The sequence below is a fragment of the Bradyrhizobium sp. 164 genome (assembly GCF_023073715.1).
Classification (GTDB): Bacteria; Pseudomonadota; Alphaproteobacteria; order Rhizobiales; family Xanthobacteraceae; genus Bradyrhizobium.
Map to the genome: position 1 here is coordinate 54,790 of NZ_JADPKA010000094.1, position 17,711 is coordinate 72,500.

Annotated in this window: 10 protein-coding genes, 2 tRNA genes, 2 rRNA genes and 1 riboswitch (1 of these 15 running past the window's edge); of the genes, 8 read left to right on the forward strand and 6 right to left on the reverse strand. The window is 62.5% G+C overall.

What is annotated here, in order from left to right; translation table 11 throughout:
* Window positions 1-849: a chorismate mutase gene (locus tag IVB01_RS28345; RefSeq protein ID WP_247279684.1), complete on the reverse strand. Its 849-nt coding sequence runs from the start codon at window positions 847-849 to the stop codon at window positions 1-3.
* A gap of 205 nt (window positions 850-1,054) precedes the next feature.
* Window positions 1,055-1,134, forward strand: a riboswitch (SAM riboswitch).
* A 90-nt stretch (window positions 1,135-1,224) separates the two neighbouring features.
* Here IVB01_RS28345 and IVB01_RS28350 point away from each other — a divergent pair.
* Together IVB01_RS28350 and metW are read left to right on the forward strand one after the other, a co-directional pair.
* On the forward strand, window positions 1,225-2,427 hold the full coding sequence (locus IVB01_RS28350) for a homoserine O-acetyltransferase (protein WP_247279683.1): 1,203 nt from the start codon (window positions 1,225-1,227) through the stop codon (window positions 2,425-2,427).
* Window position 2,428: 1 nt separating this feature from the next.
* Window positions 2,429-3,091, forward strand: coding sequence for a methionine biosynthesis protein MetW (gene metW, locus IVB01_RS28355; RefSeq protein ID WP_247279682.1), 663 nt, complete (start codon window positions 2,429-2,431; stop codon window positions 3,089-3,091).
* Between the two features lie 247 nt (window positions 3,092-3,338).
* On the opposite strand, the gene IVB01_RS28360 is transcribed toward metW, so the two are convergent.
* Entirely contained in the window at window positions 3,339-4,202 is an 864-nt protein-coding gene (locus IVB01_RS28360) for an alpha/beta hydrolase (protein WP_247279681.1), read from the reverse strand.
* A 197-nt stretch (window positions 4,203-4,399) separates the two neighbouring features.
* Between IVB01_RS28360 and IVB01_RS28365 the strand changes: the two genes are divergently transcribed.
* Window positions 4,400-5,086 carry a TIGR02594 family protein gene (locus IVB01_RS28365; RefSeq protein ID WP_247279680.1) on the forward strand — a complete coding sequence of 229 codons (687 nt, stop codon included), beginning with the start codon at window positions 4,400-4,402 and terminating at the stop codon, window positions 5,084-5,086.
* Between the two features lie 123 nt (window positions 5,087-5,209).
* Here IVB01_RS28365 and IVB01_RS28370 read toward each other — a convergent pair whose 3' ends face one another.
* Window positions 5,210-5,998: an MOSC domain-containing protein gene (locus tag IVB01_RS28370; RefSeq protein ID WP_247276786.1), complete on the reverse strand. Its 789-nt coding sequence runs from the start codon at window positions 5,996-5,998 to the stop codon at window positions 5,210-5,212.
* Window positions 5,999-6,233: 235 nt separating this feature from the next.
* On the opposite strand from IVB01_RS28370, the gene clpB reads away from it, so the two are divergent.
* Window positions 6,234-8,873, forward strand: a complete 2,640-nt coding sequence (gene clpB / locus IVB01_RS28375; protein WP_247276785.1) for an ATP-dependent chaperone ClpB — start codon at window positions 6,234-6,236, stop codon at window positions 8,871-8,873.
* 79 nt (window positions 8,874-8,952) lie between these two features.
* Here clpB and IVB01_RS28380 read toward each other — a convergent pair whose 3' ends face one another.
* The 3 genes from IVB01_RS28380 to IVB01_RS28390 form a co-directional block, all read right to left on the reverse strand.
* Window positions 8,953-9,219, reverse strand: coding sequence for a hypothetical protein (locus tag IVB01_RS28380; protein ID WP_247276784.1), 267 nt, complete (start codon window positions 9,217-9,219; stop codon window positions 8,953-8,955).
* 87 nt (window positions 9,220-9,306) lie between these two features.
* Window positions 9,307-10,938: a hypothetical protein gene (locus IVB01_RS28385; protein WP_247495075.1), complete on the reverse strand. Its 1,632-nt coding sequence runs from the start codon at window positions 10,936-10,938 to the stop codon at window positions 9,307-9,309.
* Between the two features lie 94 nt (window positions 10,939-11,032).
* Window positions 11,033-13,096, reverse strand: a complete 2,064-nt coding sequence (locus IVB01_RS28390; RefSeq protein WP_247276782.1) for a M23 family metallopeptidase — start codon at window positions 13,094-13,096, stop codon at window positions 11,033-11,035.
* Window positions 13,097-14,099: 1,003 nt separating this feature from the next.
* Here IVB01_RS28390 and IVB01_RS28395 point away from each other — a divergent pair.
* The 4 genes from IVB01_RS28395 to IVB01_RS28410 form a co-directional block, all read left to right on the forward strand.
* Window positions 14,100-15,588: ribosomal RNA gene (locus IVB01_RS28395) — 16S ribosomal RNA — on the forward strand.
* 224 nt (window positions 15,589-15,812) lie between these two features.
* A tRNA-Ile gene (locus IVB01_RS28400) sits at window positions 15,813-15,889 on the forward strand.
* Window positions 15,890-16,015: 126 nt separating this feature from the next.
* Window positions 16,016-16,091 (forward strand) — tRNA-Ala (locus IVB01_RS28405).
* Between the two features lie 416 nt (window positions 16,092-16,507).
* A 23S ribosomal RNA gene (locus tag IVB01_RS28410) occupies window positions 16,508-17,711 on the forward strand; it runs 1,641 nt beyond the window's last position.
* The 16S and 23S rRNA genes sit together here with 2 tRNA genes alongside, the layout of an rRNA operon.

Here is a 17,711-nt window from a genome sequence, read left to right on the forward strand (position 1 = left end):
TTACGATTTCGGCCCTGTCGGGGGCACCGTATAGCGCGTTGCGTGGCTGCCGACGAGGGCCGTGGAGCGCACCGAGGCCCCTGCCTCGATCAGGGCAGCCCTGATCTTGTCGATGCTGGTCGCGCTCGTGACCGAAACCAGCAGGGCGGCGCCGTCGAAGGCAGTATCGGGCACCGCCACGATTTCGGCAAGCGGCGACAGGGCGCGCGCGACCTCGGCGTTCCAGCCGGAGACGCGCACGCTGAAGGTCTCGACCTCAGTCACCAGCGCGCTGTCGGCGACGCGCGAGATCGCGAACACCGGCAGTGCAGCCGGATGGTCGGCGCGCTCGACGAACGGCATCCGCGCGATGATCTTGGGCGCGCCGTCGGCTTCCAGCTCCAGCCACCACGGCGTGCGGCTCGAGGTCGCCGAGACCAGCGCCAGGTCGCCCTTGGATTTCGCCACCGCCTCGACTGCGGCCTGCGCGCTGAAATGCGCGACGTAGGGCACGGTGAAGCCGAAGTGGAAGCGCGCGGAATCGCGCATCGCCGGCTCGCTCACCGAGATGTCGGCATGCACGGAGAACGGCGCCTGCACATAGGTGAAGGTCGAGATGATGACGCGCCAGATGCTCTCGACCGTGTCGAGCGGCAGGATGCCGCGATGACGCTGGACGAGGTCGCGCATCATGGCGGCCTCGCGCGCCGGCCGGAATGCGGAGCCGACCTCTTGGGTCTGCTTCACCTGGATCAGGCGGTGGATGATGTCGCCGCGCTGCATCAGGAGGCGATGCATGCCCTCGTCGATCGCGTCGATCTCCTTGCGCAATTCCTGAAGCGATGGCGGCGCGGGCGGACGTTGGGACATGACTGACAACGGCTGTTCAGAGGCGTTCCAATGCGGATCGGTCAGTGCCGTCACCGCTGCGGTCGATGTCCTGATTAGGCAGGATAGGCCGCGAAAGCAAAGAGAAATGCGAGGAGAAGCTGGGCCTTTTCAGGCGACGTATCAGGGACGAATTGGGTTAATCCGGACCGCGGCTTGACGAAGACCGCTCCAGACAGTAAGTTTTTGCCTGTTCCGTGGTCATTTGAGCCGGCCGGCTTGCAGCCACGTTAAAAAACTCGCTAAACAGGCCGGGGACGCTTCCGATCCCGGCCGAACCTATCGTTCAGGCCGGGTTTTTCATGGCCTGATGTCACTGCGGTCGTAAGTCTGATCGCAAACGAGGTCGATGCTCAGATGGGTAGCGTCAAGTCGATTCCGAGTCCCGCGATCAGCGCCGACGATCGATCGCACGAGGTAGATCATCCGAGTTCGCAGGTTATGCATTTCGGCGCCGATCAGCCGCTGCGGCTCGATTGCGGCATCGATCTCTCCCCGTTCCAGATCGCCTACCAGACCTATGGCGAGCTGAACGCCGATCGCTCCAACGCCATTCTGGTTTGCCATGCGCTGACCGGCGACCAGCATGTCGCCAACGTGCATCCGGTCACCGGCAAGCCCGGCTGGTGGGAGACGCTGGTCGGCCCCGGCCGTCCGCTTGATCCTCAACACTACTTCATCATCTGCTCCAACGTGATCGGCGGCTGCATGGGCTCGACCGGGCCGGCTTCGATCAATCCCGCGACGGGCAAGGTCTGGGGTCTCGATTTCCCCGTCATCACCATTCCCGACATGGTACGCGCGCAGGCGATGCTGATCGACCGGCTCGGCATCGACACGCTGTTCGCGGTGGTGGGCGGCTCGATGGGAGGCATGCAGGTGCTGCAATGGACCGCGGCCTATCCTGCCCGCGTGTACTCCGCGCTGGCGATCGCGTGCTCGACGCGGCACTCGGCGCAGAACATCGCCTTCCACGAGCTCGGCCGCCAGGCCGTGATGGCCGATCCCGATTGGCGCAATGGCGGCTATGCCGACCATGGTATCCACCCGCATCGCGGCCTCGCGGTGGCACGGATGGCGGCGCACATCACCTATCTCTCAGACGCTGCGCTGCACCGGAAATTCGGCCGCCGCATGCAGGACCGTGAGCTGCCGACCTTTTCGTTCGACGCCGACTTTCAGGTCGAGTCCTATTTGCGCTATCAGGGCTCGTCCTTCGTCGAGCGCTTCGATGCCAATTCCTATCTCTATCTGACGCGCGCGATGGATTATTTCGACATCGCCGCCGATCATGGTGGCGTGCTGGCAAAGGCGTTCGTGGGCATCAAGACCCGCTTCTGCGTGGTCTCCTTCACCAGCGACTGGCTGTTCCCGACATCGGAATCGCGCGCGCTGGTGCACGCGCTGAATGCATCAAGCGCTCGGGTGTCGTTCGCCGAAATCGAGACCGATCGCGGCCACGACGCCTTCCTGCTCGACGTCCCCGAATTCTTCGACATCTCGCGGGCCTTCCTGCAATCCGCGGGCAAGGCCCGCGGTCTCAACGGCAAAGGTGGCTAAGATGTCGGTACAGGAGGTGCTGCCGCTGAACGGCGTTGCGACGGGGCCGTCCGGTCAGTTTCGCGCCGATCATCTGCTCGTTGCCGAGATGGTCAAGCCGGGCTCGAAGGTGCTCGACGTCGGCTGCGGCGAGGGCGATCTGCTCCAGCTGCTGGAAACGCGTGGGATCGACGGCCGCGGCATCGAGCTGTCGCGCGAGGGCGTCAACCGCTGCGTCGCCAAGGGGCTCGCGGTGGTGCAGGGCGATGCCGATACCGACCTCGTCAACTATCCCGACGACGCCTTCGATTACGTGATCCTGTCGCAGACGCTGCAGGCGACGCGGCAGCCGCGGGTGGTGCTGGAGAACCTGCTGCGCATCGGCCGCCGCGCCATCGTGTCGTTTCCGAATTTCGGCTTCTGGAAGATGCGGCTCCAGCTCCTGATCGGCGGTCACATGCCGCGTACGGAGAATCTGCCGGCAACCTGGTACGACACCGCCAACATCCACTTCTGCACCATCAAGGATTTTGTCGAGCTCTGCGACCAGATCAACGTCAAGATGGAGCGCTCGGTCGCGCTCGACCTCTACGGCCGCCCGGTGCCGCTGAACCTGCCATGGTGGGTGTGGAACATGTTCGGCGAGCAGGGCGTGTTTCTGCTGAGCAGGGGCGGGGGCAAATAGTTTCTCGTCATTCGAGATTTGGGCGAGCCCCATCAACGCGCTCAACTGTCATCGCCCGGCTTGCCGCCTTCGCCAAGGCTTCGGCGGGCCGAGCACTCCTGTGGGCCTCGGCGTAGCCTTGGCGGAGCCGGGACCGGGGCGATCCGGTGCGCCGAGACGGGAGTAATTAAACGATAGGCCGCGGCGTACTGGATTCTCCGCCTTCGCGGGGGATGACAGCGCGCCCGCATTGGCTTTCGTCAATACGCTAATGCGCTGCCACCGACCTCGGATCGCGCACCGGCCAGCGGCCCGCTTCCACCAGCGTGACGAACCGCTCCACGCTCTCGTTGAATAGCGCGGGCTCTTCGAGGTTGAGGACGTGGCCCGACTTCGGAAACATCGCGAGCCCTGCGGCCGGAAGATGCTTCTTCAGGAACAGGCTCGGTCCGACGCACGGATCGTCCTCGTCGCCACAGATGATCAGCGCCGGCGTTGCAACGCCTCTGATCGCATCCGTCATAGTATAGATCGAGGGACGGCCGCCCTGGAAGCCGCGCATCGTGCGCGCCGATCCCTTGGCATCGTGGCGAGCAAGGGCAGCGTAGAAATCGGTATGGCCGCGCGGGTCCTTCACCAGGAAGGGAATCCGGCTCGGCGCCTCGCGCGTGACCTTTGCGACTTCCGCGGAGCCGAGCGCCTCGAACTGCTCGGCATTGGCGCGGCACTGCCTGCGCCAGGCGTCGAGATTATCGATCTCGGAGCCCGAGCCGACGCCGGCCAGCGTCATCGAAAATGCGCGCTGTGGCGCATTGAGCCCGATCTGAAGCGAGGAGTAGGCCCCCATCGACAGGCCGACGAGATGCGCGCGCTCGATCCCGAGGTGATCGAGCACCGCGAGCGCGTCGGTGTAGAAATGCGTGTAGGTGTAGGCCTCGCCATCGGGCACGTCGGACGGCGTGTAGCCGCGCGCAGAGTAAGTGATGCAGCGATGGCCGCGCGAGAAGTAGCGCATCTGCGGCTCCCAATTGGTGTAGTCGGCCGCGAACTCGTGCAGGAAGATCATCGGCGTGCCGGCGCCGGCTTCCTCGAAATACAGACGGCAATCATCCTTCGTCACGGCGTAAGGCATGCGGTTCTCCCTGAGAGTGCTGCGGCATTGGAATGCCGTTCTGCAGTTCGCGCATGAGGGTTCTAGCACCGTTAACCTCCGCGCAAAATCTCCCAGGACGTGTCTTGATCTCGCCACATCGGGATTCTGATACGCAAAGTAGATGTCGGCCGTGCACGGGCCGATCGGGGAAGTGGGGGTGTAACGAAGGATGAAGAATGTTCGAGTTGTTTGCGTCTCGCCTGTCGCGTTGTGTTGTCGCGCTGGCGCTCTTCTTCGCGGCGGTCGTCGCGTTCGTTTCTCCGGCCTCAGCGCGGCCGCATCATCGCCATAGCGCAGAGCGGCACGCTTACGTGCACCACGCCAGACATCATCACTACCGCCACCATGCCCGCAGCTCGCGCTTCGAGCGCAGCGCGGCGCGATTGCAGGCGAGTGGATTCGCCAACACCCAGGCGAGCTATGATCCGAACGCCAATAGCGGCGGCATGGCCACTAATGGAATAGCCCCTAGCGGCTTGGCCAATAACGCCATGAGCAGCGGCGGTTTCGGCGGCGGATCGGGCCTCGTGTCCGAGGCTCGCCGCTATCTCGGCGGCAATCCCACGGGACGCGGCAGCCTGTGGTGCGCACGCTTCATGAACATGGTGCTGCAACATACTGGGCATCAGGGCACGGGCTCCGATATGGCGAGCTCGTTCGCGCGCTACGGCACGCGCATCTCCGGTCCGCAGGTCGGCGCCATCGCGGTGATGTCGCGCGGCGGCCGCGGCGGCCATGTCGGGATCATCAGCGGCATCGATGCGCGGGGTAATCCGATCATGATCTCCGGCAACAATGGCAACCGCGTCCGCGAGGCGCCGGTCTCGCGCGGCAAGATCTATGCGTATGTGATGCCGAATTGACGGTCGTCGCTGCCGTCATTGCGAGCGCAGCGAAGCAATCCAGAATCCCTCCGCGGAAGCAGTCTGGATTGCTTCGTCGCAAGTGCTCCTCGCAATGACGGAGTGTGTTGAGGCGGTATCGGCTCACACCAGTCTCGGCTCTCCCACCGCGACCGCATCGCCGACGCCGATCTCGCCATCTTCGATCACCTCGGCATAGATGCCGCAGTCCATGTGGCCGAGATGGCGCGAGAGCGCCGGCGGGATCTCGAGGTCGCGCTTGGCGGTCACCGGGTCGACGTTGGTGGCCGGGCAGCGCTTGATGCGCTTGACCACCTTCAGCCGCGCCCGCTCGATTGCGAGCGTCTGGTCGACGAGGTCGAGCTCGGACCAAGCCGGCCAACCTTGGACATAGAGATTGGCGCGGAAGCGCAGCGGGTGGACGGTGGCGCCGCCGAGCATGGTCTCGAGGGCGCGGACGCTGTCGAGATTGATGATGGACACGACCTTGCGGGCGACGTCGGAGAAGCTGTGGTCGCGGCCGGACAGGACCTTGGGTGGGCCCTTCAGTTCCGGCTGAAAGTTCTCCCTGAAATAGCTCTCGATGGCGGTGCGCCCGGCAGCGCTCTCGAGATCGCCGCTGGCGACGATCTGGCCGTCCTTGCGGATGGTCAGGCGATTGGTCGCGTCCTCGAACCGGCTGTCGAGGGAGGCCAGTCGCTCATTGCGCGCCAGCATCAGAAACTGGATTTTCGGCTTCCACTGGGGCGCCTCGGGATCGAACCCGCTCGGCCCGTTCTCAATGGCGTAGCGGCGGTCGGCGGGCAGGGTCTGGCCGCTCCGCAACGCGACGCGGGTCAGGTGTTCCGGTGTCAGGCCCTTGATCGGGTAGCGGTAGAGGCCGGTAATCTCGGCGGTGCGGCTGGCTATCATGCCGCTACTTAGGGGATTCGGCAGGCCCGCGCCAAGCGGCCCATGAGCGCACGAAATTGTGAACGCGCCTCTTCCGCATCCGCGACCCGCTTCCCACATTTGCCTCAGGCCGGCGGCAACGCCGGCAGAACACCGTTACCGGTTGAAACGTCAATACGGTGATCGGAAACCCAATGAAGATGCCGTCTGGAGTGCCTTTGAGGGCTCCGAGGGCAGGCCGAGGGATAGAAAAGACATGAATATCGAGAAGTACACCGAACGCTCCAGGGGCTTCATCCAATCCGCGCAGTCGCTTGCGATGCGCGAGGGGCACCAGCAGTTTTCCACCCTGCATGTGCTGAAGGTCCTGCTGGACGACACTGAAGGGCTGGCTGCCGGTCTGATCGACCGCGCCGGCGGCAATTCGCGTGCAATCCTGAAGGCGACCGAGGACGCCCTGAACAAGGTACCCAAGGTCTCCGGCGGCGGCGCTGGCCAGATCTATCTCGCGCCCGAACTCGCCCGCACCTTCGACGCGGCGGAAAAGGCCGGCGAGAAGGCCGGCGACAGTTTTGTCACCGTCGAGCGGCTGCTGCTCGGTCTTGCGCTGGAGAAGACCAGCGAGGGCGGCGCGATCCTCAACAAGGGCGGTGTCACCCCGCAAAATCTCAATGCGGCCATTGAAGCCCTGCGCAAGGGCCGCACCGCGGACAGCGCGACCGCGGAGAATGCGTACGACGCGCTGAAGAAATATGCCCGCGACCTCACCCAGGCGGCGCGCGATGGCAAGCTCGACCCGGTCATCGGCCGTGACGAGGAGATTCGCCGCACCATCCAGGTGCTGTCGCGCCGGACCAAGAATAATCCCGTGCTGATCGGTGAGCCCGGCGTCGGCAAGACCGCCATCGCTGAGGGCTTGGCGCTGCGCATCATCAATGGCGATGTGCCCGACAGCCTCAAGGACAAAAAGTTGCTTGCGCTCGACTTGGGCGCCCTGATCGCCGGCGCGAAGTACCGTGGTGAATTCGAGGAGCGGCTGAAGGCCGTGCTCCAGGAAGTCACCGCGAGCGAGGGCACCTACGTCCTGTTCATCGATGAGATGCACACGCTGATCGGCGCCGGCAAGGGCGATGGCGCGATGGACGCCTCCAACCTGCTCAAGCCGGCGCTCGCCCGCGGCGAGCTGCACTGCATCGGCGCGACCACGCTCGACGAGTACCAGAAGCACGTCGAGAAGGATGCTGCGCTGGCGCGGCGCTTCCAGCCGATCTTCGTCAGCGAGCCGTCGGTCGAGGATACCATCTCGATCCTGCGCGGCTTGAAGGACAAGTACGAGCAGCACCATGGCGTGCGGATCACCGATTCGGCGCTTGTGGCGTCCGCGACCCTGTCCAACCGCTACATCACCGACCGCTTCTTGCCCGACAAGGCCATCGACCTCATGGATGAGGCCGCGGCGCGGCTGAAGATGCAGGTCGATTCCAAGCCCGAAGAGTTGGACTCGCTCGACCGCGAGATCATCCGGCTCAAGATCGAGCAGGAGGCGCTGAAGAAGGAAAGCGATGCCGGCTCCAAGTCCCGGCTCCAGACGCTGGAGAAGGACCTTGCCGAGCTTGAGGAGAAGTCTGCGGCACTGACGGCGCGCTGGAGCGCGGAGAAGACCAAGCTCTCCGATGCTCAGAAGCTGAAGGCCGAGCTCGACGGCCTGCGAGTCGAGCTGGCCAACGCCCAGCGGCGCGGCGAATTCCAGAAGGCCGGCGAGCTGGCCTATGGAAGGATCCCGGAGCTGGAGAAGAAGCTCGCGGAGATCGAGGCCAAGGAGAACGCCGGCGAGATGATGGAGGAGGCGGTCACCGCCAACCACATCGCGCAGGTGGTCTCGCGCTGGACCGGCGTGCCCGTCGACAAGATGCTGGAGGGCGAGAAGGAGAAGCTCCTGAAGATGGAGGAGCAACTCGGCAAGCGCGTCGTCGGCCAGGCCGAAGCCGTGCGTGCGGTCGCAACCGCCGTGCGCCGCTCGCGTGCAGGCCTGCAGGACCCGAACCGGCCGACCGGCTCGTTCATGTTCTTGGGCCCCACCGGCGTCGGCAAGACCGAGCTGACCAAGGCGCTCGCCGAGTACCTGTTCAACGACGAGACCGCGATGGTCCGCCTCGACATGTCCGAATACATGGAGAAGCACTCGGTCTCGCGGCTGATCGGCGCGCCTCCGGGCTATGTCGGCTATGACGAGGGCGGCGCGCTCACCGAAGCGGTGCGGCGCCGGCCCTATCAGGTGGTGCTGTTCGATGAAATCGAGAAGGCGCATCCCGACGTGTTCAACGTCCTGCTCCAGGTGCTCGACGACGGCCGCCTGACCGATGGCCAGGGCCGCACCGTCGACTTCCGCAACACGCTCATCATCATGACCTCGAACCTCGGTTCGGAATTTCTGGTCAACCAGCCGGAAGGGGAGGACACCTCGGCCGTGCGCGAGCAGGTGATGGGAATGGTGCGTGGGCATTTCCGCCCCGAGTTCCTCAACCGCGTCGACGAGATCATTCTGTTCCACCGCTTGCAGAAGAGCGAGATGGGCCGGATCGTCGAGATCCAGTTCGCGCGGCTGCAGAAGCTCCTCACCGATCGCAAGATCGTGCTGACGCTCGATGCCGCAGGCCGCGACTGGCTCGCTGCCAAGGGCTGGGATCCCGCCTACGGCGCACGGCCGCTGAAGCGGGTGATCCAGCGCTATCTCCAGGACCCGCTCGCCGAGATGATCCTGGCCGGCGAGGTCAGAGACGGCGACAGCGTTGCGATCTCGTCCGAGGGCAATGTGCTGACCTTCAACGGCAAGGCGCCGCAGACCGCGGAGATCGCCCAGTTCGAGGCCCCGGTGCCGAAGCGGAAACTGAACTGAGCGTTTCTGCCGCCTGAAGCAACAGGACGCCCCGGAGAGATCTGTCTTTCCGGGGCGAATTCGTCGGTTGGCTCGCCGGCTAGCTGAGCGCGGACGCGGAGCCGGGAGCGGCGGGGCCTTGCTCCTCGTCGTCCTCCTCGAGCTCCGAGAGAATATCCACCAGCTCGCGCACCCGGCCCTGCGCCAGCGGCCGCAAGTCGTTGATCATCGGCTCGTCGTTGGCGAGCCAGGCCTGGGCTTCGGCGAGTTCCTCGGCCGTCGCGCCGGTCCCGATGATCTGGGCAATAGTGACGTCATCGGCGCGGTCCACGGCCTTGACGACGTCGTCACGTGAGAGGCGCGTCATGGGCGGTCCTCCTGCTGGTGGGCTTCCGTCAGCGTCTAACCGGGAACCCGAGCCTGGGTTCCGCGGTCAGCTCTTGTCCAGCGATCGCTACTTCTTCACTGCCTTGTAGATCGCATTCTCCACGTCCGAGGTGAAGTAAATGACGCCGCTCGCACCGACCGCGACGCCCGTCGGGATATGCGTCGGCAGGCCGCCGGGTGCGCCTGTCAGGCCGATCGGAAGATTGGCCGCGATCTCCGTCACCTTGCCGGTCTCCGGCGCGATCTCGACCAATCGTTTGGCGCCGACTTCCGCCACGATGAGCTTGCCGTCGCTGGCGCGCGCAATGCCTTCCGGCATTTTCAGCTCCTTGGCGAGCACGGTCTTTGCGCCGTTCTTGTCGATCCGGGAGACGGCGCCGGAGAAGGCCTCGGTGACGTAGACTTCGCCAGCCGATCCGCCGACGAGACCGACCGGGCCCTTGAGATCGCCGACCAGCGTGGCGCGATCCTGGCCATGCTCACCGCTGACCTTGACCAGCGATTTGGTGCCGAGCTCGGCCACCAGAATGCTGCCGTCCGCGAGCACGATCGCGTCATGCGGGGCCTTGAAACCGTGCAGCATGTCGCGCGTGGCGCCGGTCTTGCCGTCGATCACCTGCACCGTGCCGGTGAACCAGCTCGACAGGACCACGTCGTTGCCCTTTGCTGTCGCGCTCATCGGATATTCGAGGGTGACGCCGGCGGCGTGCATGCGCGCCTTCTCGGTGACCTCGCCGGTGGCACCGTCGACCGTACGATAGGCGAACACGTCGGCGACATGGATGGTATCCTTGCCATTGTTCGAGGTGACGCCGATGCCGCCGGGCAGTGCCAGCTTGCCGATGATGATCTGCTTGGCCTGGCCGGTCGCCGGATCGACCTCCTGGATGCCGTTATCGGCCATGTTGGAGACGTAGATGCGGTCGTTGCCGTCGATCGCGAGATTGTCCAACGACGGCTTCAGTTGCGCGACTATGGTCTTGGCGCCCGACTTCGGATCGACCCGGACGAGCTGGCCGAGCGCGGTGTCGACAACAAAGAGATTGCCTTTGGAATCGAAATTCACCGCGGCCGGAACCTTGAAGCCATCGGCGACGACGGTCAGCTCGGCCTTGTCGACGTCGACTTTTGCGACCTGTCCCTTGAACCAGAGCGGGCCGTAGAGCTTGTCGTCGGGACCGAACTCGAAGCCGTTGAGGCCGCCCATCTTCTCCATGATCTGGCGCGGCGGCTTGATGCCCTCGACGTCGATCTCGTAGAGCGTGTCGCCGAGGAAGACGGTGGTGGCGTAGAGCCTGCCGTCCTTGCGGAAGGCGAGCGAGTTGATGCCGGGAAGGCCGGAAGCAAGCTTCTTGATCGGGCCGTCGCCCTTGCGTGCATAGAGATCGCCGGCGAGGAAGCCGGTCCAGGCCATGGTGCCGTCGGGCGCGAACGCGATGTCGTCGGCCATTCCGATCGGAGCGGGGATCGCGATCTTGGCCGTGCCGCCTGCGATGTCGACCTCGTAGAGCGCGGCGCCGGCGACACTGCCGGCAAACAGATGGCCGGCCTTGTCGATGCCAAGCCCATGGACGCCGTGGAATGCGGAGCCCGGGACGAGCTTGGTGACCTCCCAGCTTGCCGGCAAGGTCTCAGCCGATGCGCTCGTGATGGAGAAAACTGCAGCAACCAGGGCTGCGCAGGCGAGCCTGTTCTTCATGGCGAGACCTCCCATTTTTCGGAAAGTATTCGCCCGTCAAGCGGCTTTGGCAAACGAAACTTGACGTTGTGAGGTAGCGCCCGGCCGTGCCGATTTAGCGGTTCGTCACCTGTAACGGCCCGCCGGTCGCATCCGACATCCTCGCGATCGCGCCGCCGCGGCCGCTCATCATGCCGTCGAGCCGGTCGCGCTCTTTCTCGAAGCTCGCCAGCATCGGGCCCTCCAGCGAGCGCCCGCGCGGCAGCTTTACCCGCATCGGGTCGACGAACCGTCCGTTGACCAGGATCTCGTAGTGGACGTGTGGGCCGGTCGACAGGCCGGATGAGCCGACGAAGCCGATCACCTGGCCCTGGCGCACCTTCTTGCCGACTTCCATGCCCTTGGCGAAGGCCGACATGTGGCCGTAGGCGGTCTCGTAGCCGTTGGCATGCTTGATGCGGATGTACTTGCCGTAGCCGCCCTCGGGGCCGGCCTTCTCGATCATGCCGTTGCCGGAGGCGAAGATCGGCGTGCCGTAGGCGGTGGCCCAGTCGACGCCGGTGTGCATCTTCACGTAGCCGAGGATGGGATGGCGGCGGCCGCCGAAGCCGGAGCGCATGATGGCGTTGTTGACGGGCTTCCTGACCAGGAACTTCTTCGCGCTCTTGCCGGTCTCGTCGTAGTAGTCGACGACGCCGTCGTCGGGGCTCTGGTAGCGGTAGTATTTCTTGGTCTCGCCGCCGACGGTGAGCGAAGCGAACAGCACCTCATTCTTCTCGCTGGCGGTCACGCCCTCGTCCTCGCCGGCGTAGAACACGTCGAAGGAATCGCCCGGCTGCACCTTGCGCTGGAAATCGACGTCGTAGGAGTAGATCTTGATCATGTCGTCGATGACAGGCATCGGCACCTTGTTGCGCATCGCGGTCTCGTAGATGCTCTGATAGAGCCGCACGCCGGAGCCGTCATCGTCGTCATCGTCGTCGCTGTTGGCGTTGGCCGCGGCGTCGGTGACGGTGTTCATGCTGGAGACGTCGACCGCGACGTATTTGCCGAGATCGGACAGCGCCGCGATCGCCTCGACCATGGTGTCGTTGGCGACGACGACGCGGTAGGGCTGCAGGCGCGCGCCGGGGCTTGCGGGCGCCATCAGGATGCGGAGCTTCTCGCCTTCCTTCAGGCCGCCGTCGCGGCCGCGCGGACCGAGCGTTGCGGTGATCGCCTTGATCTCGTCGGCGGTGGCGCCGAGATCGCGCAGCACGCCAGCGACGCTGTCGCCCTTCTTGACCATGTGGACGCGTTCGCCGTTGGGATTGCCGCCGGTGATCTGCTCCTTGGTCTTGGGCAGCAGCGTGACGTTTTCCGGCACCACGCGCGTCTCGAAGCCGGCATAGGGATCGGACGGCGATACTTCGGTGGCATAGGCCATCTTGATGTCGGAGGCGCCGGTCGCGCCGGAGACGTCGGCGGCGGCATTGGCGAGCGAGGCGTAGCGCACCCCGCCATTGCCGCGCCAATTGGCGGCATCGCGCACCCGCATCAGGATGTCGTCGAGCGCCACCACCGCGGAAATCTTGGCCTTCGGCAGCACCGGCGACAGGTCCTTGGTGACGAAGGAGACCTCGGCGTCGGGCTCGACGGCTTCGGGATTGTTCGGGTCGTCGGAGGCGGTCTTCGGATCGGAGCCGACGTCGGTGAGCATGCGCTGGGCGTTGAACGGCGGAATCTTCGCCGACAGATCGCTCGTCGTCATCGACAGATTGCCGGCGATGCGGACGAACGGGCGCACCCGCATCACGTCGCGGTTGCCGACGCGGGCGACCGTGGAGACGCGGACGATGTTGCGCGAAGCCGTGGATTCGCTTGGCGGCGGCAGGCGGTCGCTCTTGTGCAGCGTGGCGGCGCGATCGGCTGCGCCGAATGCACCGCGCAGCGCGCCTTCGACCCGCTCCGGCACCTTGGCGAAGGTCATCTCGCCGTCGAGCGACGCGAAAACGGCGCCGCCGATGAGGGCCGCGCCGCAGAGTCCGGTCAGAATCGTCCCGCTGAACCATTGTACCGAGACGCGGCGGCGATCGATCACGGCGGCCTCAGAACCGTCGACGGACAGCGGCGGCTCGTGGCCGAGATCGATGATCCCGGTCTCACGCCCGTAAGCGCTGCGTGACGTCCTGTGGCTCAACCCAAAGTCCCCCAATTCAACGACCCAAAAGCCCCGTATCGAGCCTTTTCCCGGTCGCCCTCTTCGAGGCGTATCGCAGGAAAAGGGCAAGCCGCATAGGCGTTCGCGGTCAGAAGGCCCCGATGACGGGCCGGCCGAAATTACGAACAGCTAAACGGAAAAAGGTCTCTCGATGTCTCTCGAATGCCGGAGGAAGGCCGCGCCATCTGCAAGATCGCCTTCCTCTGACCCATGAAAACCGCCGGCAGCCCCCACTGGCGTCCCCGCGATTCAAGCTTGTCTCTTATCAGAACGCCGCGGGATTGTGGCTCAAGTACGGCGCCTCATATGGAAAAAGTTTCCTGAAGGGCGGACGCGGGAAGCCTCCCCGGACGGGCGTCCCAAGCCCTCTCCCAAGCCGCCGCCGAAGCCCGCTCCAGAGCCCGCCGGGGGCGCAAACTTTTTTCAGTTTTTTCCTCGCACAGCATCAGCCCGACCGTTCTCCGTCCTTCTAACTGCCTGGAAACACGAGAATTTTTTCGTCGATCCACTGTGCGACGATTTGTTGACGATGGGCGTTGACAATCCCGATGAGGGGGGACTATAACCCCAACCACTGAGCGCGGCGCCGCCGGGTCACTGACCAAGGCGAGCGAACGCGCCACTGATGCTCCTCACCTTGTTGAGTGACACAACAATCGACACCAGTCGGTTGGAGTCATTCATCGTCGGTAAGGGTGTCGGAACCCTTCCACGCTGGAAGGTTGGGGCCTCCAAGGTCCCGGGCTGTTTGACAAGTGAAGATGAAGAAAGAGAAACGTGGACGGCGGAGTCCTTGCGGGTCTCGCTTCTGGGAAGCTTCGGCTTTTCTGATCGAGACCGGACGAAAGACTTCGGCGGTACACGTTTCAAAGGTAACACCATGGCCTCTTCATTGAGGTCAGTTCGCAAGCGATGTGAATCGCTTCGCGAGTATGGTGGGACCTCGTCAAACGTTGTGATCAGCCGGTTCAAAGTTCAAGTCCAACTTGAGAGTTTGATCCTGGCTCAGAGCGAACGCTGGCGGCAGGCTTAACACATGCAAGTCGAGCGGGCGTAGCAATACGTCAGCGGCAGACGGGTGAGTAACGCGTGGGAACGTACCTTTTGGTTCGGAACAACACAGGGAAACTTGTGCTAATACCGGATAAGCCCTTACGGGGAAAGATTTATCGCCGAAAGATCGGCCCGCGTCTGATTAGCTAGTTGGTGAGGTAATGGCTCACCAAGGCGACGATCAGTAGCTGGTCTGAGAGGATGATCAGCCACATTGGGACTGAGACACGGCCCAAACTCCTACGGGAGGCAGCAGTGGGGAATATTGGACAATGGGGGCAACCCTGATCCAGCCATGCCGCGTGAGTGATGAAGGCCCTAGGGTTGTAAAGCTCTTTTGTGCGGGAAGATAATGACGGTACCGCAAGAATAAGCCCCGGCTAACTTCGTGCCAGCAGCCGCGGTAATACGAAGGGGGCTAGCGTTGCTCGGAATCACTGGGCGTAAAGGGTGCGTAGGCGGGTCTTTAAGTCAGGGGTGAAATCCTGGAGCTCAACTCCAGAACTGCCTTTGATACTGAAGATCTTGAGTTCGGGAGAGGTGAGTGGAACTGCGAGTGTAGAGGTGAAATTCGTAGATATTCGCAAGAACACCAGTGGCGAAGGCGGCTCACTGGCCCGATACTGACGCTGAGGCACGAAAGCGTGGGGAGCAAACAGGATTAGATACCCTGGTAGTCCACGCCGTAAACGATGAATGCCAGCCGTTAGTGGGTTTACTCACTAGTGGCGCAGCTAACGCTTTAAGCATTCCGCCTGGGGAGTACGGTCGCAAGATTAAAACTCAAAGGAATTGACGGGGGCCCGCACAAGCGGTGGAGCATGTGGTTTAATTCGACGCAACGCGCAGAACCTTACCAGCCCTTGACATGTCCAGGACCGGTCGCAGAGATGTGACCTTCTCTTCGGAGCCTGGAACACAGGTGCTGCATGGCTGTCGTCAGCTCGTGTCGTGAGATGTTGGGTTAAGTCCCGCAACGAGCGCAACCCCCGTCCTTAGTTGCTACCATTTAGTTGAGCACTCTAAGGAGACTGCCGGTGATAAGCCGCGAGGAAGGTGGGGATGACGTCAAGTCCTCATGGCCCTTACGGGCTGGGCTACACACGTGCTACAATGGCGGTGACAATGGGATGCTAAGGGGCGACCCTTCGCAAATCTCAAAAAGCCGTCTCAGTTCGGATTGGGCTCTGCAACTCGAGCCCATGAAGTTGGAATCGCTAGTAATCGTGGATCAGCACGCCACGGTGAATACGTTCCCGGGCCTTGTACACACCGCCCGTCACACCATGGGAGTTGGCTTTACCTGAAGACGGTGCGCTAACCCGCAAGGGAGGCAGCCGGCCACGGTAGGGTCAGCGACTGGGGTGAAGTCGTAACAAGGTAGCCGTAGGGGAACCTGCGGCTGGATCACCTCCTTTCTAAGGATGATCCTTCAGCGAGCTCACGCTCACTATCGGATCGTTTTAGAAACATCAGTGGCCAACAGATCGCCAGATCGTTGAGCTGCATTGGCGGGATTTCGCCGTCTTCGTTTCTCTTTCTTCGCGGACGAACACGCGCCGGGGCTGCGCTGTGCGATTGCATTCGGCGCTGGTCGCCGATGCATGCACGCAAGACCCTAGTCCTGATAGGATAGCGTTAGGGGCTTGTAGCTCAGTTGGTTAGAGCGCGCGCTTGATAAGCGTGAGGTCGGAAGTTCAAGTCTTCCCAGGCCCACCAGCCTTCGCTCGCGCCAGCGAGTGCAAGGCTGCCACGCCGAAGCCCTGTGGGCGAAGGCGGGCTAGTCAGCGCGAGCTTCGGCTCGGCAAGCCATGGTACGAGCATCGCGCTTCGTCTTCTGGTTACGGGGCCATAGCTCAGCTGGGAGAGCGCGTGCTTTGCAAGCATGAGGTCGTCGGTTCGATCCCGTCTGGCTCCACCAGATGGTTTGATCATCGATGCCGTGTTTGCAGGTATTCAACCGTCGTCCGCGAAACATCACTTCGCACTCATTAGTCCGGATGGACAATGAGCTGCGTGTTTTCTGACATCGTAAAGAGGAGATCGATCCGAGTTGGGTCGTGCAGCAAATCGTTGCGCGAGCCTTCATTATCTCCGGATCATTTCGGCGCTCGCGCGCCTTTCAGTGCGGCCCACAAGGTTGCATCTGGAAGATGGGCGAGTTGTAAATGATCCTTTTAGCGAAGCTTGACCGCCTCGCTATCGGAACGATCTTACGAAGCAAGCTGGTCTTTCTAGTCAATGTCCGGCTGTACGTAGCATTCATCGAGGGTGCGCGCCGCAAGGCAATCGTACAGACAACATTCTGCCGAGTGTGTGGACATTGATAATGAGAGCAATCAAGTGCCTTAAGGGTGTTCGGTGGATGCCTTGGCGCTGAGAGGCGATGAAGGACGTGCTACGCTGCGATAAGCCGTGGGGAGCTGCGAAGAAGCTTTGATCCGCGGATTTCCGAATGGGGAAACCCACCTTCGATAGCCGGAACTCCAAGACCTTGTGTGTTGGGGTTCGACCAGAAATGCGAGAAATCAAACCGCGAGGTTTTGGATTTCCGGTTATCAAGAGAAGGTATGAGACTTCTGAATACATAGGAGGTTTCAAGCGAACCCAGGGAACTGAAACATCTAAGTACCTGGAGGAAAGGACATCAACAGAGACTCCGTTAGTAGTGGCGAGCGAACGCGGACCAGGCCAGTGATACATCAGAGACAATCGGAACCAGTCAGGAAAGCTGGGCCTTAGAGGGTGATAGCCCCGTACGAGTAATGCGATGATGTATCCACGAGTAAGGCGGGACACGTGCAATCCTGTCTGAACACGGGGGGACCACCCTCCAAGCCTAAGTACTCCTCAGCGACCGATAGTGAACCAGTACCGTGAGGGAAAGGTGAAAAGCACCCCGACGAGGGGAGTGAAATAGACCTGAAACCGGACACCTACAAACAGATGGAGCCCAAGATTCGTTCTGGGTGACATCGTACCTTTTGTATTATGGGCCAGCGACTTAATTTAACGAGCAAGCTTAAGCCGATAGGCGAAGGCGTAGCGAAAGCGAGTCTGAATAGGGCGCCAAGTTCGTTGTATTAGACCCGAAACCTAGTGATCTAGCCATGAGCAGGTTGAAGGTGAGGTAACACTCACTGGAGGACCGAACGGGTGCCTGTTGAAAAAGGCTCCGATGACTTGTGGTTAGGGGTGAAAGGCCAATCAAACTGGGAAATAGCTGGTTCTCCGCGAAAGATATTTAGGTATCGCCTCGCACGAATGCTTCGGGGGGTAGAGCACTGGATGGGCTAGGGGGACTTACCGTCTTACCAAACCCAACCAAACTCCGAATACCCGAAAGCAATATGCGGGAGTCACACGGCGGGTGCTAACGTCCGTCGTGGAGAGGGAAACAACCCGGACCTACAGCTAAGGCCCCTAATTCGTGGCTAAGTGGGAAAGGATGTGGAAATCCCAAAACAACCAGGAGGTTGGCTTAGAAGCAGCCATCCTTTAAAGAAAGCGTAACAGCTCACTGGTCTAAATAAGGGTTTCT